Raw genomic sequence first — 22,330 nt, forward strand, 5'->3', positions numbered from 1 at the left:
TTCAGGCCCGGCCGATGTCGGCGAACACCCCGCGGGTGTGTTCCGCCAGCAGGGCCGGCGCCAGCTCCACTTCCAGGCCTCGGCGCCCGGCGCTAACGAACATCGTTGCCAACGGCTGCGCCGACTGGTCGATGAAGGTCCGCAGGCGCTTCTTCTGCCCCAACGGGCTGATACCCCCCAGCAGGTAGCCGGTGGAACGCTGGGCGGCGGCCGGGTCGGCCATCTCGCACTTCTTCACCCCGGCGGCATGGGCCAGGCCCTTGAGGTCGAGGGTGCCAGCCACCGGCACCACGGCCACCAGCAACTCGCCCTTCTCGCTGCTGGCCAGCAGCGTCTTGAACACCTGGGCCGGGTTGAGCCCCAGCTTTTCCGCCGCTTCCAGGCCGTAGGAAGCCGCCTTGGGGTCGTGTTCGTAACTGTGCACGCGGTGTTCGGCACGGGCCTTTTTCAACAAATCCAACGCCGGGGTCATGTTCACTCCTGTGGCGGTGCAAAAAATCGACCGCCTAATGTATCAGCAGCCCTGCCCCTCCACCACGCAATCACCGATGCGCCCAGGACGCGGCCTGGCGGCCGCTGCTACCGGGGCGGCTCAGCACCACCCAACCCCCGCCAGTCAGTTTCTGAATCATGGTTCATTTTCGACCTTTGACATAATCGTTTCTTGTCTATATTTTTTCGTTTCTGAATATCGCAAACCCTAGACCAGTTTGCGCACGCAACACATCCGCCGGTATGGGGTTTTACCGGCGGGTGCATGACTCGAGCGCCCGAACGGCGCCGCACAACAACAAAAAAGGTGTCAATGATGACGACTGCTCAGCAACAACCTGCGTTGTCCGGCCAGTGCATGGCCGAGTTTCTCGGAACCGCCCTCCTGATCTTCTTCGGCACCGGCTGTGTAGCGGCGCTCAAGGTGGCGGGCGCCAGCTTTGGGCTGTGGGAAATCAGCATCATCTGGGGGGTGGGCGTCAGCATGGCGATCTACCTGACCGCCGGGGTATCCGGCGCGCACCTGAGCCCCGCGGTGAGCATCGCCCTGTGCGTGTTTGCCGGCTTTGAAAAACGCAAGCTGCCCTTCTACATCCTGGCCCAGGTGGCGGGCGCGTTCTGTGGCGCAGCGCTGGTGTACACGCTGTACAGCAACCTGTTCTTCGATTACGAACAAGCCCACCACATGATCCGCGGCAGCCAGGAAAGCCTGGAACTGGCGTCGGTGTTCTCCACCTACCCGCACCCGTCGCTGTCCACCGCCCAGGCGTTTCTGGTGGAAATGGTGATCACCGCCATTCTCATGGGCGTGATCATGGCGCTGGGCGACGACCAGAACGGCCTGCCCCGCGGCCCGCTGGCGCCGCTGCTGATCGGCCTGCTGATTGCCGTGATCGGCAGCTCCATGGGCCCGCTGACCGGTTTTGCGATGAACCCGGCGCGCGATTTCGGGCCCAAGCTGATGACATTCTTCGCAGGTTGGGGCGAAATAGCCTTTACCGGCGGGCGTGACATCCCGTATTTCCTGGTGCCGATCTTCGCCCCGATCCTGGGCGCCTGCCTCGGCGCGGCCATTTACCGCGGCCTGCTGGCCCGCCACCTGCCCGCCGCCGCACCTGCTGGCGAAACCGCCACCGACAACACCGGGAGCAAGGTACAGGCGTCCTAGACCAGCGCCCCCGAGTACCTTGAGCCATATTCCCGACTTTTACTTTTCTTGAAAGGCGATTGCCATGACAGACCTTCAGAACAAGAACTACATCATCGCCCTGGACCAGGGCACCACCAGTTCGCGCGCGATCATTTTTGACCGCGACGCAAACGTTGTCTGCTCCAGCCAAAGCGAATTCCCCCAGCACTACCCGCAGCCGGGCTGGGTCGAGCACGACCCCATGGACATCTTCGCCACCCAGAGCGCGGTCATGGTCCAGGCCCTGGCCAAGGCCGGCCTGCACCACGACCAGGTAGCCGCCATCGGCATCACCAACCAGCGTGAAACCACCGTGGTGTGGGACAAGCACACCGGCCAGCCGGTGTACAACGCCATCGTCTGGCAGTGCCGCCGCAGCACCGAGATCTGCGAACAGCTCAAGCGTGACGGCCACGCCGAGTACATCCGCGAGACCACAGGCCTTGTCACCGACCCGTACTTCTCGGGCACCAAGCTGAAGTGGATCCTGGACAACGTCGAAGGCGCCCGCGAGCGCGCGCAGCAAGGCGACCTGCTGTTCGGCACCGTCGATACCTGGCTGATCTGGAAATTCTCCGGCGGCAAGGTGCACGTCACCGACTACACCAACGCCTCGCGCACCATGTTGTTCAACATCCATACCCTGCAATGGGATGACAAGATGCTGGACGTGCTGAACATTCCGCGCGAAATGCTCCCGGAAGTAAAAGGCTCGTCCGAGGTCTACGGCCGCACCAAGAGCGGCATCGCCATCGCCGGTATCGCCGGCGACCAGCAGGCCGCCCTGTTCGGCCAGATGTGCGTGGAGCCCGGCCAGGCCAAGAACACCTACGGCACTGGCTGCTTCCTGCTGATGAATACCGGCGACAAGGCCGTGAAGTCCAAGCACGGCATGCTCACCACCATCGCCTGCGGCCCGCGCGGCGAAGTGGCCTACGCCCTGGAAGGTGCGGTGTTCAACGGTGGCTCCACGGTGCAGTGGCTGCGCGACGAACTGAAACTGGTCAACGACGCCTACGACACCGAGTACTTCGCCAGCAAGGTCAAGGACAGCAACGGTGTGTACCTGGTGCCGGCCTTCACCGGCCTGGGCGCTCCGTACTGGGACCCCTATGCCCGCGGCGCGCTGTTCGGCCTGACCCGTGGCGTCAAGGTCGACCACATCATTCGTGCGGCGCTGGAATCCATCGCCTACCAGACCCGCGACGTGCTCGACGCCATGCAGCAGGACGCCGGCGAACGCCTGAAGGCCCTGCGCGTGGACGGCGGCGCGGTGGCCAACAACTTCCTCATGCAGTTCCAGGCCGACATCCTCGGCACCCAGGTGGAACGCCCGCAAATGCGCGAAACCACCGCCCTGGGCGCCGCCTACCTGGCTGGCCTGGCCGTGGGCTTCTGGGGCAGCCTGGAAGAACTGCGCGGCAAGGCGGTGATCGAGCGCGAGTTCGAACCACAGCTGGATGAGGCCGCCAAGGAGAAACTGTACGCCGGCTGGCGCAAGGCCGTGGACCGCACCCGCGACTGGGAACCCCACGAAGAAGCGTGACACCCCGTTGTAGCAGCTGCCGCAGGCGGCGTCCCGGACACCTCGGTCGAGGCCCCGGACGCAGCCTTCGGCAGCTGCTACGGGGAGTGGTGCTAGCACCCGCCTCCTTCCTGCGGCATGATGGGCGAATTTGCCCCGGCAGCCAAAGGAAGCCCAATGAATCTGCCTCCACGCCAACAACAAATCCTCGAACTGGTGCGTGAACGCGGCTACGTCAGCATCGAAGAGATGGCCCAGCTGTTCATCGTCACCCCGCAGACCATCCGCCGCGACATCAACCAACTGGCCGAACTCAACCTGCTGCGCCGTTACCACGGTGGCGCCGCCTACGATTCCAGCATCGAAAACACCGCGTACGCCATGCGTGCCGACCAGATGCGCGATGAAAAGCAACGCATCGCCGAAGCCATCGCCGCACAGATCCCCGACCACGCCTCGCTGTTCATCAACATCGGCACCACCACCGAATCCATCGCCCGCGCCCTGCTCAACCACAACCACCTGAAGATCATCACCAACAACCTGCACGTGGCGTCGATCCTCAGCGCCAAGGATGACTTCGAGGTGCAACTGGCCGGTGGCAACGTGCGCCGTGACGGCGGCGTGGTGGGCCAGGCCAGCGTCGACTTCATCAACCAGTTCAAGGTCGACTTCGCCCTGGTGGGCATCAGCGGCATCGACGAAGACGGCAGCCTGCTGGACTTCGACTACCAGGAAGTGCGCGTGTCCCAGGCCATCATCGCCAACGCCCGCCAGGTGATACTGGCCGCCGACTCCAGCAAGTTCGGGCGCAACGCCATGGTGCGCCTGGGGTCCATCAGCCTGATCGACTGCCTGGTGACCGACAAGGCGCCGGTGCCGGCGCTGCTGCAACTGCTCAACCAGCACAAAATCCGCCTGGAAGTCGTCTAACCCCCTGTGGGAGCTGGCTTGCCAGCGAGCTGTTAGGGCCCAAAAGCTCGCTGGCAAGCCAGCTCCCACAGAAGCTCGAACGCAAGTACGGGTGCGTTCATGTTCGGTAATTTTCATTTCGAGGCCATTCGATCAGTTTTTTCAATCGAATTCGACTGGCCTGTGCCTTCCTGTTGCGCTACTATTTTCGAAAATGAACATTAATGTTCGATTTCAATTTCGAATAACCGCAGGAGGCCGCCATGCCCCACACCACCTTGCCCACCCCGCCCCTCGCCGAAGTCTATGATGTTGCCGTAATTGGCGGCGGTATCAATGGCGTCGGCATCGCAGCGGACGCGGCAGGTCGCGGGCTGTCGGTGTTCCTTTGCGAAAAGGACGACCTCGCCAGCCACACCTCGTCGGCCAGCAGCAAGCTGATCCACGGCGGCCTGCGCTACCTGGAACACTACGAATTCCGCCTGGTGCGCGAAGCCCTGGCCGAGCGCGAAGTGCTGCTGGCCAAGGCCCCGCACATCGTCAAGCCCATGCGCTTTGTGCTGCCGCACCGCCCGCACCTGCGCCCGGCGTGGATGATTCGCGCCGGCCTGTTCCTGTACGACCACCTGGGCAAGCGCGAAAAACTGGCCGGCTCGCGCAGCCTGAAGTTCGGTGCGAACAGCGTGTTGAAGAGCGAGATCACCCGCGGTTTCGAATACTCCGACTGCTGGGTGGACGACGCCCGCCTGGTGGTGCTCAACGCCATGGCTGCCCGTGAGCACGGCGCCCACCTGCACACCCGCACCCGCTGCCTGAACGCCCGGCGCATCAAGGGCCTGTGGCATGTGCACCTGGAGCGCGCCGACGGCAGCCTGTTCTCCATTCACGCCAAGGCGCTGGTCAACGCCGCCGGCCCATGGGTGGCGAAGTTCATCCGTGATGACCTGAAGCTGGATTCGCCCTACGGCATCCGCCTGATCCAGGGCAGCCACCTGATCGTGCCCAAGCTGTACGAAGGCGAGCAGGCGCACATCCTGCAGAACGAAGACCAGCGCATCGTCTTCACCATTCCGTACATGGAACGCTTCACCATCATCGGCACCACCGACCGCGAATACACCGGGGACCCTGCGAAAGTCACCATCACCGAAGCCGAGACCGACTACCTGTTGAAGGTGGTCAACGCGCACTTCAAGAAGCAGGTGCAGCGCGACGACATCCTGCACACCTATTCGGGCGTGCGCCCGCTGTGCAACGACGAGTCCGACAACCCGTCGGCGGTGACCCGCGACTACACCCTGTCGCTGTCGGGCAGCGGCGACGATGACGCACCGCTGCTGTCGGTGTTCGGCGGCAAGCTGACCACCTACCGCAAGCTGGCCGAGTCGGCCATGGCGCAGCTGGCGCCGTTCTTCAAGCAGATGAAAGGCAGCTGGACCGGCACCGCTACCTTGCCCGGTGGCGAGCAGATGACCACCCCGCAGGCGCTGGCCGAGGCGCTGGTGGCCAGGCACGGCTGGTTGCCCAAGGACCTCGCCCGGCGCTGGGCCATCACCTACGGCAGCCGCAGCTGGCAGCTGCTGGACGGCGTGCAAGGCCTGGCAGATTTGGGCGACCTGATCGGCGCCAACCTGTACAGCCGCGAAGTGGACTACCTGCGCCAGCAGGAATGGGCCGTGGACGCCGCCGACATCCTGTGGCGCCGTACCAAGCTGGGCCTGTTCACCACGGCGGCCGAGCAGCAGAAGCTGGTGGATTACCTCGCCAAGCCGGCCCACACCCAGGCCGCGTAAAGACGCCGCCCCCCCGTAGCAGCGGCCGCAGGCCGCGTCCAAACTCGGTCGGCTTTCCGAATGCTCAACGTGCCATCATTCGGCCAGCCGACCGATCAGCCTCGCCACATACCCTTCACCAAAGTTTAATCCCCTTGCCAATCAAGGCCTTGGACCATCGTCCCGGTTTTGGCACGACTCATGCTCTACACTCTCCATCGGAATCAGCGGCACAGACTGCTGAACGAATGAGCCACCAGACGGCTCCATAAAAAAAACAAAGGTCGAGGAGACATAGATGCGCATCATTCACACCCTGTTGGGTGCAGCCATCGCTGCAGCACTGATCAGCAGCCCTGCCATGGGCGAAGAGCTGACCGGCACCCTCAAGAAGATCAAGGATTCGGGCACGATCACCCTGGGCCATCGTGACGCCTCCATCCCGTTCTCCTACATCGCCGATGCATCGGGCAAACCGGTCGGCTACTCCCATGACATCCAGCTGAAAATCGTCGAGGCCATCAAGAAAGACCTCGACATGCCCAACCTGAACGTCAAGTACAACCTGGTCACCTCCCAGACCCGCATCCCGCTGGTGCAGAACGGCACCGTCGACATCGAGTGCGGCTCCACCACCAACAACGCCGAACGCCAGCAGCAGGTCGACTTCTCGGTGGGCATCTTCGAGATCGGCACGCGTCTGCTGGCCAAGAAAGACTCGCCCTACAAGGACTTCCCGGACCTGAAGGGCAAGAACGTGGTGACCACCGCCGGCACCACCTCCGAGCGCCTGCTCAAGGCCATGAACGCCGACAAGCAGATGGGCATGAACGTGATCTCGGCCAAGGACCACGGCGAATCCTTCCAGATGCTGGAATCGGGCCGCGCCGTGGCCTTCATGATGGACGACGCCCTGCTGGCCGGCGAAATGGCCAAGGCCAAGAAGCCCGACGACTGGGCCGTGACCGGCACCGCGCAGTCCCACGAGATCTATGGCTGCATGGTGCGCAAGGGTGACCCGGCGTTCAAGAAGGCCGTGGATGACGCCATCGTCGCCGTGTTCAAGTCCGGCGAGATCAACACCATCTACAACAAGTGGTTCACCCAGCCGATCCCGCCGAAGGGCCTGAACCTGATGTTCCCGGAAAGCGACGAACTGAAGAACCTGATCGCCAACCCGACCGACCAGCCTGCCAAGGACTGATCCGCCCGCACCGTCTAACCTTCAATCATCCACTGGCGCCCTTGCGCCGGTGGATGACTGCAGGTGCCCGTGAATCGCAACTCAAGGGGAGACCCTGATGAATTACAACTGGGACTGGGGCGTGTTCTTCAAGTCCACCGGCATTGGCAACGAGATCTACCTGGACTGGTACATTGCCGGCCTGGGCTGGACCATCGGTATCGCCGTCGCCGCCTGGATCATTGCCTTGCTGCTGGGCTCCGTGCTCGGCGTGATGCGCACCGTGCCCAACCGTTGGGTATCGGCCATCGCCACCACTTACGTGGAAATCTTCCGCAACGTGCCGCTGCTGGTGCAGCTGTTCATCTGGTATTTCGTGATTCCCGACCTGATGCCCCAGGGCTTCCAGGACTGGTTCAAGCAAGACCTCAACCCCACCACCGCCGCCTTCCTCAGCGTGGTGGTGTGCCTGGGCCTGTTCACCGCCGCACGCGTCTGCGAGCAGGTGCGCACCGGTATCCAGGCGCTGCCAAAGGGCCAGGAATCGGCCGCCCGGGCCATGGGCTTCAAGCTGCCGCAGATCTACTGGAACGTGCTGCTGCCCCAGGCCTACCGCATCATCATTCCGCCGCTCACCTCGGAATTCCTCAACGTGTTCAAGAACTCCTCGGTGGCCTCGCTGATCGGCCTGATGGAGCTGCTGGCACAGACCAAGCAGACCGCCGAGTTCTCCGCCAACCTGTTCGAGGCCTTCACCCTGGCGACGCTGATCTACTTCACCCTGAACATGAGCCTGATGCTGCTGATGCGCCTGATCGAGAAGAAAGTCGCGGTACCCGGCCTGATCTCCGTGGGGGGCAAGTAAATGGACTTCAGTGGCATCATTCCCGCCCTGCCCGGCCTGTGGAACGGCATGCTCATGACCCTGCAACTGATGGTCATGGGTATCGTCGGCGGCATCGTGCTGGGCACCCTGCTGGCGCTGATGCGCCTGTCGTCGAGCAAGCTGCTGTCGCGGGTAGCGGGCGCCTACGTCAACTACTTCCGCTCCATCCCGCTGCTGCTGGTGATCACCTGGTTCTACCTGGCGGTGCCCTACGTGCTGCGCTGGATCACCGGCCAGGACACGCCCGTGGGCGCGTTCACCTCCTGTGTCGTGGCCTTCATGATGTTCGAGGCGGCGTACTTCTGCGAGATCGTGCGTGCCGGCGTGCAGTCCATTCCCAAGGGCCAGATGGGCGCCGCCCAGGCCATGGGCATGACCTACAGCCAGACCATGCGCCTGATCATCCTGCCCCAGGCGTTCCGCAAGATGACCCCGCTGCTGCTGCAGCAGAGCATCATCCTGTTCCAGGACACCTCGCTGGTGTACACCGTGGGCCTGGTGGACTTCCTCAACGCGGCACGGGCCAATGGCGACATCATCGGCCAGTCCAACGAGTTCCTGATCTTCGCCGGGCTCGTCTACTTCGTCATCAGCTTCTCCGCCTCGCTGCTGGTCAAGCGTCTGCATAAAAGGTTAGCCGTATGATTTCCATCAAGAACGTCAACAAGTGGTACGGGGACTTCCAGGTGCTGACCGACTGCAGCACCGAAGTCAAGAAAGGTGAGGTGGTGGTGGTGTGCGGGCCCTCGGGCTCGGGCAAGTCCACGCTGATCAAGTGCGTCAACGCCCTGGAGCCCTTCCAGAAGGGCGACATCAACGTCGACGGCACCTCCATCGCCGACCCCAAGACCAACCTGCCCAAGCTGCGCTCGCGGGTGGGCATGGTGTTCCAGCATTTCGAGCTGTTCCCGCACCTGACCATCACCGAGAACCTGACCATCGCGCAGATCAAGGTGCTGGGCCGCAGCAAGGAAGAGGCCACGGCCAAGGGCCTGAAGCTGCTGGAGCGCGTCGGCCTGTCGGCCCATGCGCACAAGCACCCCGGCCAGCTGTCCGGCGGCCAGCAGCAGCGCGTGGCCATTGCCCGGGCGCTGGCCATGGACCCGATCGTCATGCTGTTCGACGAACCCACCTCGGCGCTGGACCCGGAAATGGTCAACGAAGTGCTCGACGTGATGGTGCAGCTGGCCCACGAAGGCATGACCATGATGTGCGTGACCCACGAGATGGGCTTTGCGCGCAAGGTGGCCAACCGGGTGATCTTCATGGACAAGGGCCAGATCGTCGAAGACTGCCCCAAGGAAGAGTTCTTCGGTGACGTGAGCGCGCGTTCGGAACGTGCGCAGCAATTCCTCGCCAAGATCCTGCAACACTAAAAGCCCTGCCCGGGTGCCCTCACCGGCACCCGGCGCTGGCAGGCCCCAAGGCACTGTGATGAAATGCGACCCTGATCACTCCCGTGCGACCTCGCCTGCCCTAGCCGTGAAACCCCGTCTGATTCGCCACCTGTTCCTGCCCCCCCTGATCCTGCTGCTGACCGTGGGCCTGGGCTATGCCGGCTATCGTGCCAGCCTCTACAACGGCATCCGCACCCTGAGCGAGAGCGGCGAGCGCCAGCTGGAACTGAACGGCCGGGCGGTGGAAAGCGAGATCAACAAATATACCTTCCTGCCCAGCCTGCTGGAGCTGGAAGGTAGCGTCTCGACGCTGCTGGGCGACCCCGACGGCGAAGGCCACCGCCAGGCGGTCAACGACTACCTGGAAGGCCTCAACCGCCGCAGCCACAGCAGCGCCATCTACGTGCTGGACACCACCGGCCGGGTGCAGGCCACCAGCAACTGGCGCGATGCCAACAGCTACCTGGGCGAGGACCTGTCCTTCCGCGCCTACTTCCAGGACGCCGTGCGCGGCCAGGACGGGCGCTTCTACGGCATCGGCACGACCACCGGCGAGCCCGGCTACTACCTGGCCCATGGCCTCGAAGAGCACGGCAAGATCGTCGGCGTGGCGGTGGTCAAGGTGCGCATGGAAAGCCTCGAGGAGCGCTGGCAGAAGGCGCAGCTGGAGGCCTTCGTCAGCGACGAGAACGGCATCATCATTCTGTCCAGCGACCCGGCGCGGCGGCTGAAATCGGTCCGCCCACTGACCCCGGACATCAAGGAGCGCCTGGCCCGCAGCCTGCAGTACTACTGGTTCTCGCTCACCGAGCTGCAACCGCTGGAGCGCGAGACCCTGGCCGAAGGCGTGGAGCGCCTGAGCTTCCCCGGCCCCGCCACCCGCACCGGCAGCCCTCGCCAGGTCAGCTACCTGGCGCAGACCCGCGAGCTGAAAGACACGCCCTGGCACTTCACCCTGCTCACCCCCCTGCAGGACCTGCGCCGCGAGGCCATGGTCCAGGGCGTGCTGGTGGCGGTGGCGTTCGCGTTCCTGGCGTTCCTGCTGATTGCCTGGAACGAACGGCGCAAGGTCATCGCCACCCGCCTGGCCGCCCGCGAGGCGCTGGAAGAGGCGAACAGCCAGCTTGAGCGGCGCATCGCCGCGCGCACCGAGAACCTGCGCGCCAGCAACGAACGGCTGAAAAGCCAGATTCGCGAACGCCGCCAGGCCGAGGAAACCCTGCGCCACGCCCAGGACGAACTGGTGCAGGCCGGCAAACTGGCGGCCATCGGGCAGATGTCCACCAGCATCGCCCACGAGCTGAACCAGCCGCTGGCGGCGCTGCGTACGCTGTCCGGCAACACCGTGCGCTTCCTCGAGCGCGGCGCCCTGGACACGGCTAGCACCAACCTTGCCACCATGAACCAACTGATCGACCGCATGGGCCGCATCACCGCCAGCCTGCGCTCGTTCGCCCGCCGCGGCGAAGACCGTGGCCGCGCCTCGCTGACCCAGGCCGTGGACGCCACCCTGCAGGTGCTGGCCGCGCGCCTCAGCGACCAAGGCGTGCAGGTACACCGGCAGTTCAGCGAGGTACAATTGCCCATGGGCCAGACGCGCCTGGAGCAGATCCTCGGCAACCTGGCCGGCAACGCCCTGGACGCCTTGCAGGGCATCGCCCAGCCGGCGCTGTGGCTGCAGGGCGAAACCCTGGACGATGGCCGCTACCGCCTGCGCGTGCGCGACAACGGCCATGGCGTGCCCGCGCAGACGCGCCAGCACCTGTTCGAACCGTTCTTTACCACCAAACCGGGCGAGCAAGGCCTGGGCCTGGGCCTGACGCTTTCCGCCAGCCTGGCGGCCGCCGCCGGTGGCAGCCTGGGCGCCGAGCACCCCGACGACGGCGGCACCGCCTTCGTGCTGACCTTGCCTGCACTCAATGCCCAACCGCCCACTTCACCAGTCGAGCCGTCATGAACACCTCGCTTACCGTTCTGATCGTCGAGGACGATCCCCATGTGCTGCTCGGGTGCCAACAGGCCCTGAGCCTGGAAGATATCCCGTGCCAGGGCGTGGGCAGCGCCGAGGAAGCGCTGGCGTTGATCGGCGACGACTTCGCCGGCATCGTCGTCAGTGACATTCGCCTGCCGGGCATCGACGGCCTGGAGCTGCTGAACCGCCTCAAGGCCCGCGACCCGAGCCTGCCGGTGGTGCTGATCACTGGCCACGGCGACATCAGCATGGCGGTGGGCGCCATGCGCAGCGGCGCCTACGACTTCATGGAAAAGCCCTTCTCCCCCGAGCGCCTGGTGGACGTAGTGCGCCGCGCCCTGGAACAGCGCGGCCTGGCCCGCGAGGTCAGCTCGCTGCGCCGCCAGCTGGCCGGGCGCAGCAGCCTCGAGGGGCGCATCATCGGCCGCTCGCCGGCCATAGAGAACCTGCGCGAGCTGATCGCCAACGTCGCCGATACGTCGGCCAACGTGCTGATCGAAGGCGAGACCGGCACCGGCAAGGAACTGGTAGCGCGCTGCCTGCACGACTTCAGCCGCCGCCAGCCGCAGCCCTTCGTGGCACTGAACTGTGGCGGCCTGCCGGAGAACCTGTTCGAAAGCGAAATCTTCGGCCACGAGGCCAACGCCTTCACCGGCGCCGGCAAGCGCCGCATCGGCAAGATCGAGCACGCCAACGGCGGCACGCTGTTCCTCGATGAAGTGGAAAGCATGCCGCTGAACCTGCAGATCAAGCTGTTGCGGGTGTTGCAGGAGCGCACCCTGGAGCGCCTGGGGTCGAACCAGAGCATCGAGGTGGATTGCCGGGTGATCGCCGCCACCAAGGCCGACCTCGACGAACTGAGCCGCAGCAACGGCTTCCGTAGCGACCTGTACTACCGGCTCAACGTAGTGACCCTGGAGCTGCCGCCGCTGCGCGAGCGCCGCGAGGACATCCTGCAACTGTTCGAACACTTCCTCGAACAGTCGGCCCTGCGCTTCGACCGCGAGGTGCCCGAACTGGACAGCCAGACCCTGTCGCGCCTGATGAGCCACGACTGGCCCGGCAATGTGCGGGAGCTGCGCAACGTCGCCGAGCGCTACGCGCTGGGCCTGCCTGCGTTCAAGAAAAGCGGCGCCCAGGCCGTGCCGGGGGTGGGCTTCGCCGAGGCCGTGGAGGCCTTCGAGCGCAACCTGCTGAGCGACGCCCTGGCGCGCAACAACGGCAACCTCAGCCAGGCCAGCCAGGACCTGGGCATGGCCAAGACCACCTTGTTCGACAAGGTGAAGAAGTACGGGCTGTCATAAGCTGCACCATCAACCTGCATTGTGGGAGCTGGCTTGCCAGGGTGTGAACCGGATACATCCTTTACGTTTTAAACCGGAGACATCGTTTACAGGTTATTAACCATGGTCAGGAGGTCCTGACCATGCCCTGGAATCGAGAATCCGTGATGGATCAAAAAATCACTCTGGTTGCCGAATGGCATTCCGGCCTTTACTCAAAAACCCAGCTTGCCGCTCGCCATGGCTTGTCACGGCCGACATTGGACAAGTGGCTTGCTCGTTACGCCGAGCAGGGTGTCGACGGCCTCAAGGAGGCTTCTCGGCGCCCCTCTTCCTGTCCCGCGCAGACCAGCGACCACCTCCTTCAACTTCTTCTTGAACAGAAGCGCCAGCATCCAACGTGGGGCCCTAAAAAGCTGGTTGCCCTGCTTCAGCGTGAGCATCCTGAAATGACGGTGCCGGCGCCTAGTACAGCTGGGGAGTGGCTGAGGAAATTTGGCTTGGTGAAGGCCAGGCGGCAGTTCAACAGGCCTTCCACAGGCCCCAAGACCATGCGGCCAGCAGACGAGCCGAATCAGACCTGGGCAGCGGACTTCAAGGGCAGCTTCAAGCTCAAAGGCGGGCAGCGCTGCCATCCCCTGACGATCACTGACCATGCCAGCCGCTTTTTGCTGTTATGCAAGGCCCAGCCTGACGTCAGCAATGCACGTGAAGGCTTTGAGTGGGCGTTTCACGAATTCGGCTTGCCTGATGTTATTCGCACCGACAATGGGTCGCCGTTTGCCTCGACAGGCTTTTCTCGCCTTTCGTCGCTGTCAGTCTGGTGGATTCGTCTTGGTATTTTTCCAGAGCTCATACAGCTTGGAAGGCCTGATCAAAATGGGCGCCATGAGCGTATGCACCGTACCCTGAAAGATGACCTTTTGTGCGCTCCTGAAACCACATTGATCCAGCAGCAACTGGCCTTTGAGCGTTTCCGGGAAGAGTTCAACTACGTCAGGCCGCACGAAGCACTGGACATGATGACTCCTGCCCGAATCTACACACCCTCGGTTAGGCAATACCATGGCAAGGTTCCTGCGTTCGACTACTCGTCGGAGGATGTCGTCAGACGGGTGCGATTGAACGGGCACATAAAATGGAAGGGGAAATCGCTATTCCTGAGCGAGGCCTTGATCGGGGAAGCGGTTGGGATGCGGGAAGTTGATGATGAGGTGTGGGATCTGTATCTGTGCAATCATCGTTTAGGCAGGCTTGAGCGCGGTGCAAAGCGCTTCTCAAGCCTGTAAAGATGTAAACGATGTCTCCGGTTTATTTTGTAAAGGATGTCCCGCTCGCACCCAGCGAGCTTTTAGGGCCTCAACAGCTCGCTGGCAAGCCAGCTCCCACAAAAACAGCTTCGCCCCCAGGCACCTCAGAACTTGTAGGCCACCGCCGTCTGCACTTCGCCCTGGTTCACCCGCCCGCGCTGGCTGACGATGCTGCTGTCCGCTGCCGAGCCACTCAGGTGCACCCACTCCACGTTGGCCAGCAACGACCAATGGGGCGCCAACGGGAATTGCGCGCCCTGGCTCAGGGTCCAGTTCTGCAGCCCGCCGCTGGCGCGGTAGGCGCCGATGCCGCTGGCCTGGGCCTCGCTGGCATCAACGCCGAAGAAGGTCTGGTTCATGCGCTGGTCGGCGAAATGCGCCACCAGTTCGGTGGCGCCGAACACCCCGCCGCCCAGCGGGTAATCCAGCTCGGTGCCCAGCCGCCCCAGCAGGCCGCCCTGGCCATGGCCACCCCCTTCGGCCCGGCCGGCCTGGGCGTATACGCGCCAGAAGTCCACCGGGCTGTACTGCACGAAGCCGCCCAGCTCGACCATGTCCGGCACGTCCCGCAGGCCACGCAGGCGGTCGTTGCCGTCGCGCCCTTCCACCAGGTTGGCCAGGGGCCCGGCGCTCCAGCCGTTGCCGGTCTTCAGCGCGGCCCAGGTCAGGCCTTCATCGGAGTCGATGCCGATGTTGCCCCAGGTCAGGTCCAGGTACGGCATGGGCTTGGTTTCGTAGCGGCTGCCGGAAGGTTCGCTGGGCTGGTAGGACAGGCCCACGCCGGCATCGCCGGTCAATGGCGTGGCCCAGGCGCCACCGGCCAGGCTGCTCAGCAGCAGCCCCAGCAGCAGGTTGATTCGTGACATCGCAATTCTCGTGACGTTTTTCGTACGCGCATGAACGCGCACGCGAGGCTGCCGGCGCAAGCACTCATGTTCTTTGTAGCAACCTACAAAAATTGTAGCTTCGCGCTTACCAAGCAGCGCCAGAGCCCGCAGAACAAGGGCTCCACCGGGTTGGCACGCTCCCTGCTCTACCGCTGGGCAAGCGCGAACTGCGCTGCTCACCCATAGGTAACTGCAGATGATGCACTGGCATATCGTGTGTGACTTCGACGGGACCATCACCCCGAGCGATGTCATCGACAACATCCTGGATCGCTTCGCCGATCCACGCTGGGAAGCCATCGAAGCGCAATGGCTGGCCGGTGAAATCGGCTCGCGTGAATGCCTGAGCCAACAGCTGGCCCTGGTGAAAGCCCAACCCGCCCAGCTGCTGGAATACTTCGACAGCGTCACCATCGACCCGGCGTTCACCGCCTTCGTCGAGCTGGTGCTGGAGCGCGGCGCCAGCCTGGCGGTGGTCAGCGACGGCCTGGAGCAGGCCATCGCCCGCATCCTGGCGCGCAACGGCGCACCGCTGCTGCCGATCATCGCCAACCAACTGCGCCAGGTCGACGCCGACAGCTGGCGCATCGTGTTCCCCCACGCCAGCGACGCCTGCCGTGCCGCTTCCGGCAACTGCAAATGCAAGTCCACGCCCGGCAGCAAACGCATCCTGGTGATCGGCGACGGCAAGTCCGACATGTGCGTGGCCGGCACCGCCGACTTCGTGTTCGCCAAGGGCAGCCTGGCCGACCATTGCGAACGCAATGGCATTGCCCACGCCCGCTTCGATTCGTTCGCCGAGCTGCCAGCCCTGCTGGCCGCCCTGCCGCAAGACACCCGCAACACCGTTCCACACCTCAATTCAGAACAGCAGGAACTCTTCCACCATGTCTAACACCCCGCGTATCACCAGCGAAGAAGACCAGATCCTTCTGGACAAAGAATCGCGCTACTGCTCGTTCGGTGACACCGTTCACTACATCGAGCCACCGCGCATTTTCAGCCGCTGCGAAGGTTCCTACGTCTACGACACCAATGACCAGGCCTACCTCGACCTGCAAATGTGGTACTCGGCGGTCAACTTCGGCTACGCCAACCCGCGCCTGAACAACGCCCTGAAGCAGCAGATCGACACCCTGCCGCAAATCGCCAGCCAGTACCTGCACAAGGGCAAGATCGAGCTGTCGGAAATGATCGCGGTCGATGCCAAGAAGAAATTCGGCATGGACGGTCGCGTGCACTTCAACGTCGGCGGTTCGCAGTCCATCGAAGACTCGCTGAAAGTGGTACGCAACGCCTCCAACGGCAAGAGCCTGATGTTCGCCTTCGAAGGCGGCTACCACGGCCGTACCCTGGGCGCCTCGTCCATCACCTCCAGCTACCGCTACCGTCGCCGCTACGGCCACTTCGGCGAGCGCGCGCAGTTCATCCCGTTCCCGTACCATTTCCGCGGCCCCAAGGGCATGAGCAAGGAAGAGTACGGCAGCTACTGCGTGAAGCAGTTCGCCCGCCTGTTCGAAACCGAATACAACGGTGTGTGGGACCCGAAAGTCGGCCAGTGCGAATACGCAGCCTTCTACGTCGAGCCGATCCAGGGCACCGGCGGCTACGTGATCCCGCCGATGAACTTCTACAGCGAGCTGAAGCAGGTCCTGGACCAGCACGGCATCCTGATGGTGGTCGACGAAATCCAGATGGGCTTCTACCGCACCGGCAAGCTGTGGTCGATCGAGCACTTCGACGTCAAACCCGACGTGCTGGTGTTCGGCAAGGCACTGACCAACGGCCTGAACCCGCTGGGCGGCATCTGGGCCCGTGAAGAGCTGATCAACCCGGGCATCTTCCCGCCAGGTTCGACCCACTCCACCTTCGCCTCCAACCCGCTGGGCACCGCCGTGGGCCTGGAAATGTTCAAGATGACCAGCGAAGTGGACTACGGCGCCATGGTCATGGCCAAGGGCAAGTACTTCCTGGCCGGCCTGGAAGACCTGAAGAAGCGCTACAAGATCGTCGGCGACGTCGACGGCCTGGGCCTGGCCCTGCGCATGGAAATCTGTGGCGAAGACGGCTTCACCCCGGACAAGGCCAAGCTCGACGAAATGGTCGAGGAAGGCATGAAGGGCGACATCGAGATCGACGGCCGCCGCCTGGGCCTGATCCTCGACGTGGGCGGTTACTACAAGAACGTGATCACCCTGGCCCCGTCGCTGGAAATCAGCTACCCGGAAATCGACCTGGCCATCGCCCTGCTCGACCGCCTGCTGCACCGGGTCACCCAGAAGTGAGTGCCGCGCAGATCGATATGGGTGTTGGCGACGCCAGCTTCGTGCTCGGCAACGGCCCGGTGGCCGTGCTGCTGATCCACGGGCTGACCGGCACCCCCACCGAGCTGCGCAAGGTTGCCCAGGGGCTGGCCAAGGCGGGGTACACGGTGTACGTGCCCACCCTGGCTGGCCATTGCGGGGACAACGCCGATCTGCAGGCCACCACGTGGCGCGACTGGTACGCCAGCGCGCTGAGCACCTTCGAGGGCATCCGCAAGGTGCACGAGCAGGTGTTCGTCGGTGGCCTGTCGATGGGCGCGGTCCTGTCGATGCACCTGGCCGCCCAGCGGCCAGGCGAGGTGGCGGGGTTGCTGCTGTACTCCACCACCTTGCGCTACGACGGCTGGAACATGCCCTGGGTGGCGCGCCTGACGCCGCTGTTCATGGCCTTCCCGTTCGGCGTGCACATCTGCCGCTTCAACGAAAAGCCGCCCTACGGGATCAAGAACCCGCGGTTGCGCGCCATCGTCGAAAAGCAGATGAAAGCCGGCGAGAGCGCCAACGCGGGGCTGCTGACCATGTCGGGCATCAGCGTGCGCGAACTGCACCGGTTGGTAGCCGAAGTGAAACGCGGCATGCCTACTATCAAAGCGCCGGCGCTGGTGCTGCATTCCAGCGAAGACGACATCACCAGCCGCTGGAACGCCGACTACATTGAAGCGCACATCGGCGGCCCGGTGACCAAGGTACTGCTCGACGACTGCTATCACATGATCACCGTGGACCTGCAATACCCGAAAGTGATCAGCCTGAGCGCAGAGTTCATCCAGCTTCACGCCCCGGGCCTTGCCCAGGCATCCTGATAGCCGCATGCTCTACCCCTGTAGCCGCTGCCGCAGGCTGCGCTGGCCCTTGCGTACACTGAAGATCTCGAGCGTACGCAAGGGCCAGCGCAGCCTGCGGCAGCTGCTACGAGGATTTGCGACCTGGCCATAAGCGAGTATCGATGACGCCCCCTGCCCCGAAACCGTCCGCCTTTCGACTGTCGCGCTGGAACCTGCAACGCAAGTTGATCCTGGCGTTCTGGCTGGTCAGCGTGGTGCCGACGATGATCGCCTCCGAACTGGCCGCCACCACCCTGGCCGAAATTTTCGACAGCAACGTGCGCGTCTGGCTGCAGGAATCGACCAAGATCGTCGAGGACGAAATCAGCGAGATCCTGCGCGACAACGCCCGCGTCGCCCAACTGTTCCTGCGCTACGCCCGGGCCGAGGCACCCACCGAGAAACGCGCGCAGCACCAGGACAAACTGATCGGTGACATCGCCGATGCCATGGGCATCGACGTGGTGGCGCTGATCCGCAGCCGTGACCACAAGGTGGTCTTCTCCACCGCCGCCGCCGACGTGGTGGAACAGATCAGCCTGGCGCCCGATGCCGTGCTGCAGACCATCCACAACGGCAGCGCACGCATCGGCACCGTGGTCTCCACCTTCCCCACCCAGCAGAACGGCGAAGACTACCAGCTGCTGGTCGCCACCTTCCTCGACGCCAGCTTCCTGACCAGCGTCGCCGACGTGCACACCCTCGACCTGCGCCTGTACCTGTCCAGCGACCAGGGCTACGCCGAGGTGTTTTCCAGCCAGCGCTTCGAAAACCACCCGCCCCTGTTGCCACAACGCATCGAGCAGGTGCTGCGCGACACCAAGAGCCCCACCGAACAGTTCACCAGCCAGTACAGCGGCCTGTACCGGCCCCTGCTCAATGACAAGGGCAACCTGCAGGGCGTGGTGTTCAGCGGCCTGCTGCGCCACAGCAACCTGCTGGGGCTGGTGAACCAGAGCAACCTGTTCGTGCTGATTTTCCTGCTCAGCTCGGCGCTGTCCCTGGGTGTCGGCACCCTGGTGACGCGGCGGTTCACCCGGCCGATGCGCGCCCTGTCCGAAGGCGTGCGCGCGGTGACCGCCGGCGACTACAGCCAACAGGTGGAAGTGCTGGGCAACGACGAGCTGGCCGAGCTGGGCGTGACCTTCAACCACATGACCAAGGGCTTGCAGGCCCTGCAGCACCTGGAGGCGCAGATGCGCCGCCGCGACCGCCTGCACACCATGGGCGAAGTGGCCATGGGCCTGGCCCACGAAATTCGCAACCCGCTGGGCATCATCAAGACCGCCACCCAGCTGCTGCACCGCCGTGCAGCCCTGCCCGAGGCGGACATGCGCCACCTGGAATACGTGATCTCGGAAGTCACCCGCATCAACGAACTGATCACCGAGTTCCTCGATTTCGCCAAGCCCAGCCCGCCGATCCGCACGGTGATGTCGGCGCGGGCGCTGCTGGAAGACATACTCGGCTTCTGCGCGCCGGAGCTTGCCACCCATGACATTCACGCGCTGATCGAAGACCAGGCCCCCGGCGCCACGCTGTACGCCGACAGCCGCCAGCTCAAGCAGGCCTGCCTGAACCTGGTGCTCAACGCCATCGACGCCATGCCCGACGGCGGCCACCTGGTGCTGGGCATCGGCACCGACGGCGCCAACACGCGCCTGAGCGTGGAAGACGACGGCCAGGGCATTTCCAGCGACCTGATGGAGCGCATCTTCAACCCGTTCGTCACCACCAAGGCCTCGGGCACCGGCCTTGGGCTTGCAAAAGTGTTCTCGATCATGGAAAACCATGACGGTCGCGTGGAGTGCATCAGCACCCCGGGCCAAGGCGCCACGTTCAACCTGTACATACCGGCCCGCGAAGGAGAGCCCGCTTGAGCCATAACGTCCTGGTAGTCGACGATGAGCCGAAACTCTGCGACCTGCTGGTCTCAGCACTCAGCCAAGACCAGGTGCAGGTGTTCACCGCCGGCAACGGCCTGCTGGCGCTGGAGGTGATGGAGCAGGAAAGCATCGACCTGGTCATCAGCGACTGGCGCATGCCCGGCATGGACGGCCCGCAGCTGCTGGCCGAGATCAAGCAGCGCTTTCCCCAGGTGCCGGTCATTGTCATGACTGCCTACTCCACGGTGAAGAACGCCGTGAAGTCCATGCGCGACGGGGCCTTCGACTACATCGCCAAGCCGTTCGACATCGACGAGCTGGACATCACCGTGCACAAGGCGCTGCAGTTCCGCGACATCCTGCGCGACAACGCGCGCATGCGCGCCGAGCTCGACAACCATCACCAGTTCGACAACCTGGTGGGCGAAAGCCCGGCCTTTCGCCGGGTGTTGCAGGCCATCGATTCGGTGCGCGAGAGCAGCGCCACCATCCTGCTGACCGGCGAGAGCGGCACCGGCAAGGAAATGGTCGCGCGCGCCATCCACCAGCACGGCAACCGCGCCGACCAGCCGTTCGTGGCGGTCAACTGCGCGGCCATTCCCGAGGGGCTGCTGGAAAGCGAGATGTTCGGCCACCGCAAGGGCGCGTTCACTGGTGCGGTCAGCGACCGCATCGGCCGTTTCCAGCAAGCCGACAAGGGCACGCTGTTCCTCGACGAGGTGGGCGACATGCCCCTGGCGCTGCAGGCCAAGATTTTGCGCGCGCTGCAGGAGCGGCTGATCGAGCCGGTGGGCGACAGCCGCGAGCGCAAGGTCGACGTGCGCGTGATCGCCGCCACCCACAAGAACCTGGTGGAAGCCGTGGCGCGCAAGGAGTTTCGCGAAGACCTGTATTACCGCCTCAACGTTTTCCCCATCCCCCTGCCCGCCCTGCGCGAGCGCAGCGAGGACATCCCCGGCCTGGCCCACCACTTCGCCGGCCTATTGGGCGCCGAGGCGGGCAAGCGCATCACCGGCTTCAGCCCGCAGGCCATGCAGTCGATGCTCAACTACCCGTGGCCGGGCAACATCCGCGAGCTGCAGAACTGCGTGGAACGCGCAACCATCGTCGCCCAGGGCGCGCTGATCGAACAGCAGGACCTGCCCGCGTACCTGTTCGAGGCCGCTGCCGGGCAGGCCGACGAGGCCGTGCCCAGCGGCGTGCCCAATGACCTGGACGGCAAACTGGCCGAGGTGGAAAAGGCCTGGATCCTGGCCGCCCTGCAGCAGACCAACGGCGTGCAGGCCGCAGCGGCGCAGTTGATGGGCATTACCGAGCGCAGCCTGTGGTACCGGCTGAAGAAGCTGGCGATTCAGGTCAGCAAGTTTGCTCGGTAGGGCTTGATAAAAGCGTGTGGGAGCTGGCTTGCCAGCGAGCTTTTGGCGGCCTGGACAGCTCGCTGGCAAGCCAGCTCCCACCCGGGTTTCTACAACCCCGCCACCGGCGCGTCGTGCAGTTTCTGTGCATCCAGGTAGGGCAACACCGCCGCCAGCAACGGCGCCTTGAACGCTTCCTGGAACCGGTGCGCCAACCCCGGAATCAGCTTCAGCTCGCTGCCACGGATATGCGCCGCCAGGTGCACGCCGTGCATCACCGGCAGCAACGGGTCGGCCGTGCCATGCACCACCAGGGTCGGCACCCGCAGGCTGTCCAGCAGCGTCACGCGGCTGGGCTCGGCGAGTATCGCCAAAATCTGCCGCTTCACGCCCTCGGGGTTGAACGCGCGGTCGTAGGACACCGCCGCCTGGTGCAGCAGCACCTGGCGGTCGTCCACCACGTCCGGGCTGCCCAGCGCCGCCAGCAGGTCGGCCTGCTGTTCGATGGCCACCTCGCGGTTCGGCGCGCCACGCCGGGCCAGCAGTTGCAGCAGCGCCGGGCTGGGCATGGGCAGGCCGGGGTCACCGGAGCTGCTCATGATCAGCGTCAGGCTCTCGACCCGCTGCGGCGCCATGGCCGCCATGTGCTGGGCGATCATGCCACCCATGCTCGCGCCCAGCAGGTGAAAGCGGCCCACGTGCAGCGCGTCCATCAGGCCCAGGCCGTCGTTGGCCATGTCGGTCAGGCTGTAGGGCGCCGACACCGGCAGGCCGAGCTTGTAGCGCAGCACCTCGAAGGTCAGGTTGACGCTGTCGGGGGCCTGGGCCCAGCTGGACAGGCCGACGTCGCGGTTGTCATAGCGAATCACCCGGAAGCCCTGCTCGCACAGCGCCACCACCACCTCGTCGGGCCAGTGGATCAGTTGCCCACCCAGGCCCATCACCAACAGCAACGCCGGGTCGGAGTCGCGACCGATGCTTTGGTAGGCCAGGTTGACGTCCTTGAGCAGTGCGTGACGCACCGGAACGTTTACATCACAGCTAGACGCCGCGAAAGAAGAAAGGCTGCACAACAGCGCCGCCAGAAACAAAATTGCCCGCATGAAAAACACCACAAACGCAGATCCCCAGTA

18 protein-coding genes and 1 pseudogene are annotated in these 22,330 nt (G+C 64.3%); 16 read left to right on the plus strand and 3 right to left on the minus strand.

Annotation, left to right across the window (positions count from 1 at the left end; translation table 11 throughout):
• Position 1: 1 nt before the first annotated feature.
• Complete coding sequence (gene ybaK / locus AC0J42_RS23580; protein WP_473004109.1) at positions 2–472, minus strand: Cys-tRNA(Pro) deacylase; 471 nt, start codon at positions 470–472, stop codon at positions 2–4.
• Positions 473–808: 336 nt separating this feature from the next.
• Here ybaK and AC0J42_RS23585 point away from each other — a divergent pair, with 336 nt between their 5' ends.
• From AC0J42_RS23585 to AC0J42_RS23635, 11 genes and pseudogenes are all read left to right on the plus strand, one after another.
• Positions 809–1,660, plus strand: a complete 852-nt coding sequence (locus tag AC0J42_RS23585) for an MIP/aquaporin family protein (protein WP_473004111.1) — start codon at positions 809–811, stop codon at positions 1,658–1,660.
• A 64-nt stretch (positions 1,661–1,724) separates the two neighbouring features.
• Positions 1,725–3,227: a glycerol kinase GlpK gene (gene glpK, locus AC0J42_RS23590; protein ID WP_416426244.1), complete on the plus strand. Its 1,503-nt coding sequence runs from the start codon at positions 1,725–1,727 to the stop codon at positions 3,225–3,227.
• A gap of 156 nt (positions 3,228–3,383) precedes the next feature.
• Positions 3,384–4,139, plus strand: coding sequence for a DeoR/GlpR family transcriptional regulator (locus AC0J42_RS23595; protein WP_416426246.1), 756 nt, complete (start codon positions 3,384–3,386; stop codon positions 4,137–4,139).
• A gap of 242 nt (positions 4,140–4,381) precedes the next feature.
• Positions 4,382–5,930 (plus strand): annotated as a pseudogene (gene glpD, locus AC0J42_RS23600) (glycerol-3-phosphate dehydrogenase).
• A gap of 258 nt (positions 5,931–6,188) precedes the next feature.
• Complete coding sequence (locus AC0J42_RS23605; protein WP_416426248.1) at positions 6,189–7,094, plus strand: glutamate/aspartate ABC transporter substrate-binding protein; 906 nt, start codon at positions 6,189–6,191, stop codon at positions 7,092–7,094.
• A gap of 97 nt (positions 7,095–7,191) precedes the next feature.
• Positions 7,192–7,938: an amino acid ABC transporter permease gene (locus AC0J42_RS23610; RefSeq protein WP_416426249.1), complete on the plus strand. Its 747-nt coding sequence runs from the start codon at positions 7,192–7,194 to the stop codon at positions 7,936–7,938.
• A complete protein-coding gene (locus AC0J42_RS23615) occupies positions 7,939–8,604 on the plus strand; it encodes an amino acid ABC transporter permease (RefSeq protein ID WP_473004112.1) in 666 nt (221 codons plus the stop codon). It begins immediately after the preceding gene.
• Positions 8,601–9,335 carry an amino acid ABC transporter ATP-binding protein gene (locus AC0J42_RS23620; protein ID WP_416426251.1) on the plus strand — a complete coding sequence of 245 codons (735 nt, stop codon included), beginning with the start codon at positions 8,601–8,603 and terminating at the stop codon, positions 9,333–9,335. The genes AC0J42_RS23615 and AC0J42_RS23620 overlap by 4 nt, the downstream gene beginning before the upstream one ends.
• 58 nt (positions 9,336–9,393) lie before the next feature.
• A complete protein-coding gene (aauS, locus tag AC0J42_RS23625; RefSeq protein WP_473004115.1) occupies positions 9,394–11,313 on the plus strand; it encodes a two-component sensor histidine kinase AauS in 1,920 nt (639 codons plus the stop codon).
• 44 nt (positions 11,314–11,357) lie between these two features.
• On the plus strand, positions 11,358–12,632 hold the full coding sequence (gene aauR, locus AC0J42_RS23630) for a two-component response regulator AauR (RefSeq protein ID WP_473006896.1): 1,275 nt from the start codon (positions 11,358–11,360) through the stop codon (positions 12,630–12,632).
• 122 nt (positions 12,633–12,754) lie between these two features.
• On the plus strand, positions 12,755–13,900 hold the full coding sequence (locus AC0J42_RS23635; protein WP_473003419.1) for an integrase core domain-containing protein: 1,146 nt from the start codon (positions 12,755–12,757) through the stop codon (positions 13,898–13,900).
• 125 nt (positions 13,901–14,025) lie between these two features.
• Here the strand turns inward: AC0J42_RS23635 and AC0J42_RS23640 are convergent, their stop codons facing one another.
• Entirely contained in the window at positions 14,026–14,787 is a 762-nt protein-coding gene (locus AC0J42_RS23640) for a MipA/OmpV family protein (protein WP_473004116.1), read from the minus strand.
• 217 nt (positions 14,788–15,004) lie between these two features.
• On the opposite strand from AC0J42_RS23640, the gene AC0J42_RS23645 reads away from it, so the two are divergent.
• The 5 genes from AC0J42_RS23645 (at position 15,005) to AC0J42_RS23665 (ending at position 21,218) form a co-directional block, all read left to right on the plus strand.
• A complete protein-coding gene (locus tag AC0J42_RS23645) occupies positions 15,005–15,703 on the plus strand; it encodes an MtnX-like HAD-IB family phosphatase (RefSeq protein ID WP_416426255.1) in 699 nt (232 codons plus the stop codon).
• Entirely contained in the window at positions 15,696–17,093 is a 1,398-nt protein-coding gene (locus tag AC0J42_RS23650) for an aspartate aminotransferase family protein (protein WP_027978733.1), read from the plus strand. The genes AC0J42_RS23645 and AC0J42_RS23650 overlap by 8 nt, the downstream gene beginning before the upstream one ends.
• A gap of 17 nt (positions 17,094–17,110) precedes the next feature.
• Positions 17,111–17,935, plus strand: a complete 825-nt coding sequence (locus tag AC0J42_RS23655) for an alpha/beta hydrolase (protein WP_473006897.1) — start codon at positions 17,111–17,113, stop codon at positions 17,933–17,935.
• 143 nt (positions 17,936–18,078) lie between these two features.
• Positions 18,079–19,836 carry a sensor histidine kinase gene (locus AC0J42_RS23660; protein ID WP_473004118.1) on the plus strand — a complete coding sequence of 586 codons (1,758 nt, stop codon included), beginning with the start codon at positions 18,079–18,081 and terminating at the stop codon, positions 19,834–19,836.
• Positions 19,833–21,218, plus strand: a complete 1,386-nt coding sequence (locus tag AC0J42_RS23665) for a sigma-54-dependent transcriptional regulator (RefSeq protein ID WP_416426259.1) — start codon at positions 19,833–19,835, stop codon at positions 21,216–21,218. Before AC0J42_RS23660 ends, AC0J42_RS23665 begins: the two co-directional genes overlap by 4 nt.
• A gap of 89 nt (positions 21,219–21,307) precedes the next feature.
• On the opposite strand, the gene AC0J42_RS23670 is transcribed toward AC0J42_RS23665, so the two are convergent.
• On the minus strand, positions 21,308–22,300 hold the full coding sequence (locus AC0J42_RS23670) for an alpha/beta fold hydrolase (RefSeq protein ID WP_416426260.1): 993 nt from the start codon (positions 22,298–22,300) through the stop codon (positions 21,308–21,310).
• Positions 22,301–22,330: the final 30 nt, after the last annotated feature.

Source organism: Pseudomonas sp. Tav-5-1A, assembly GCF_055755055.1.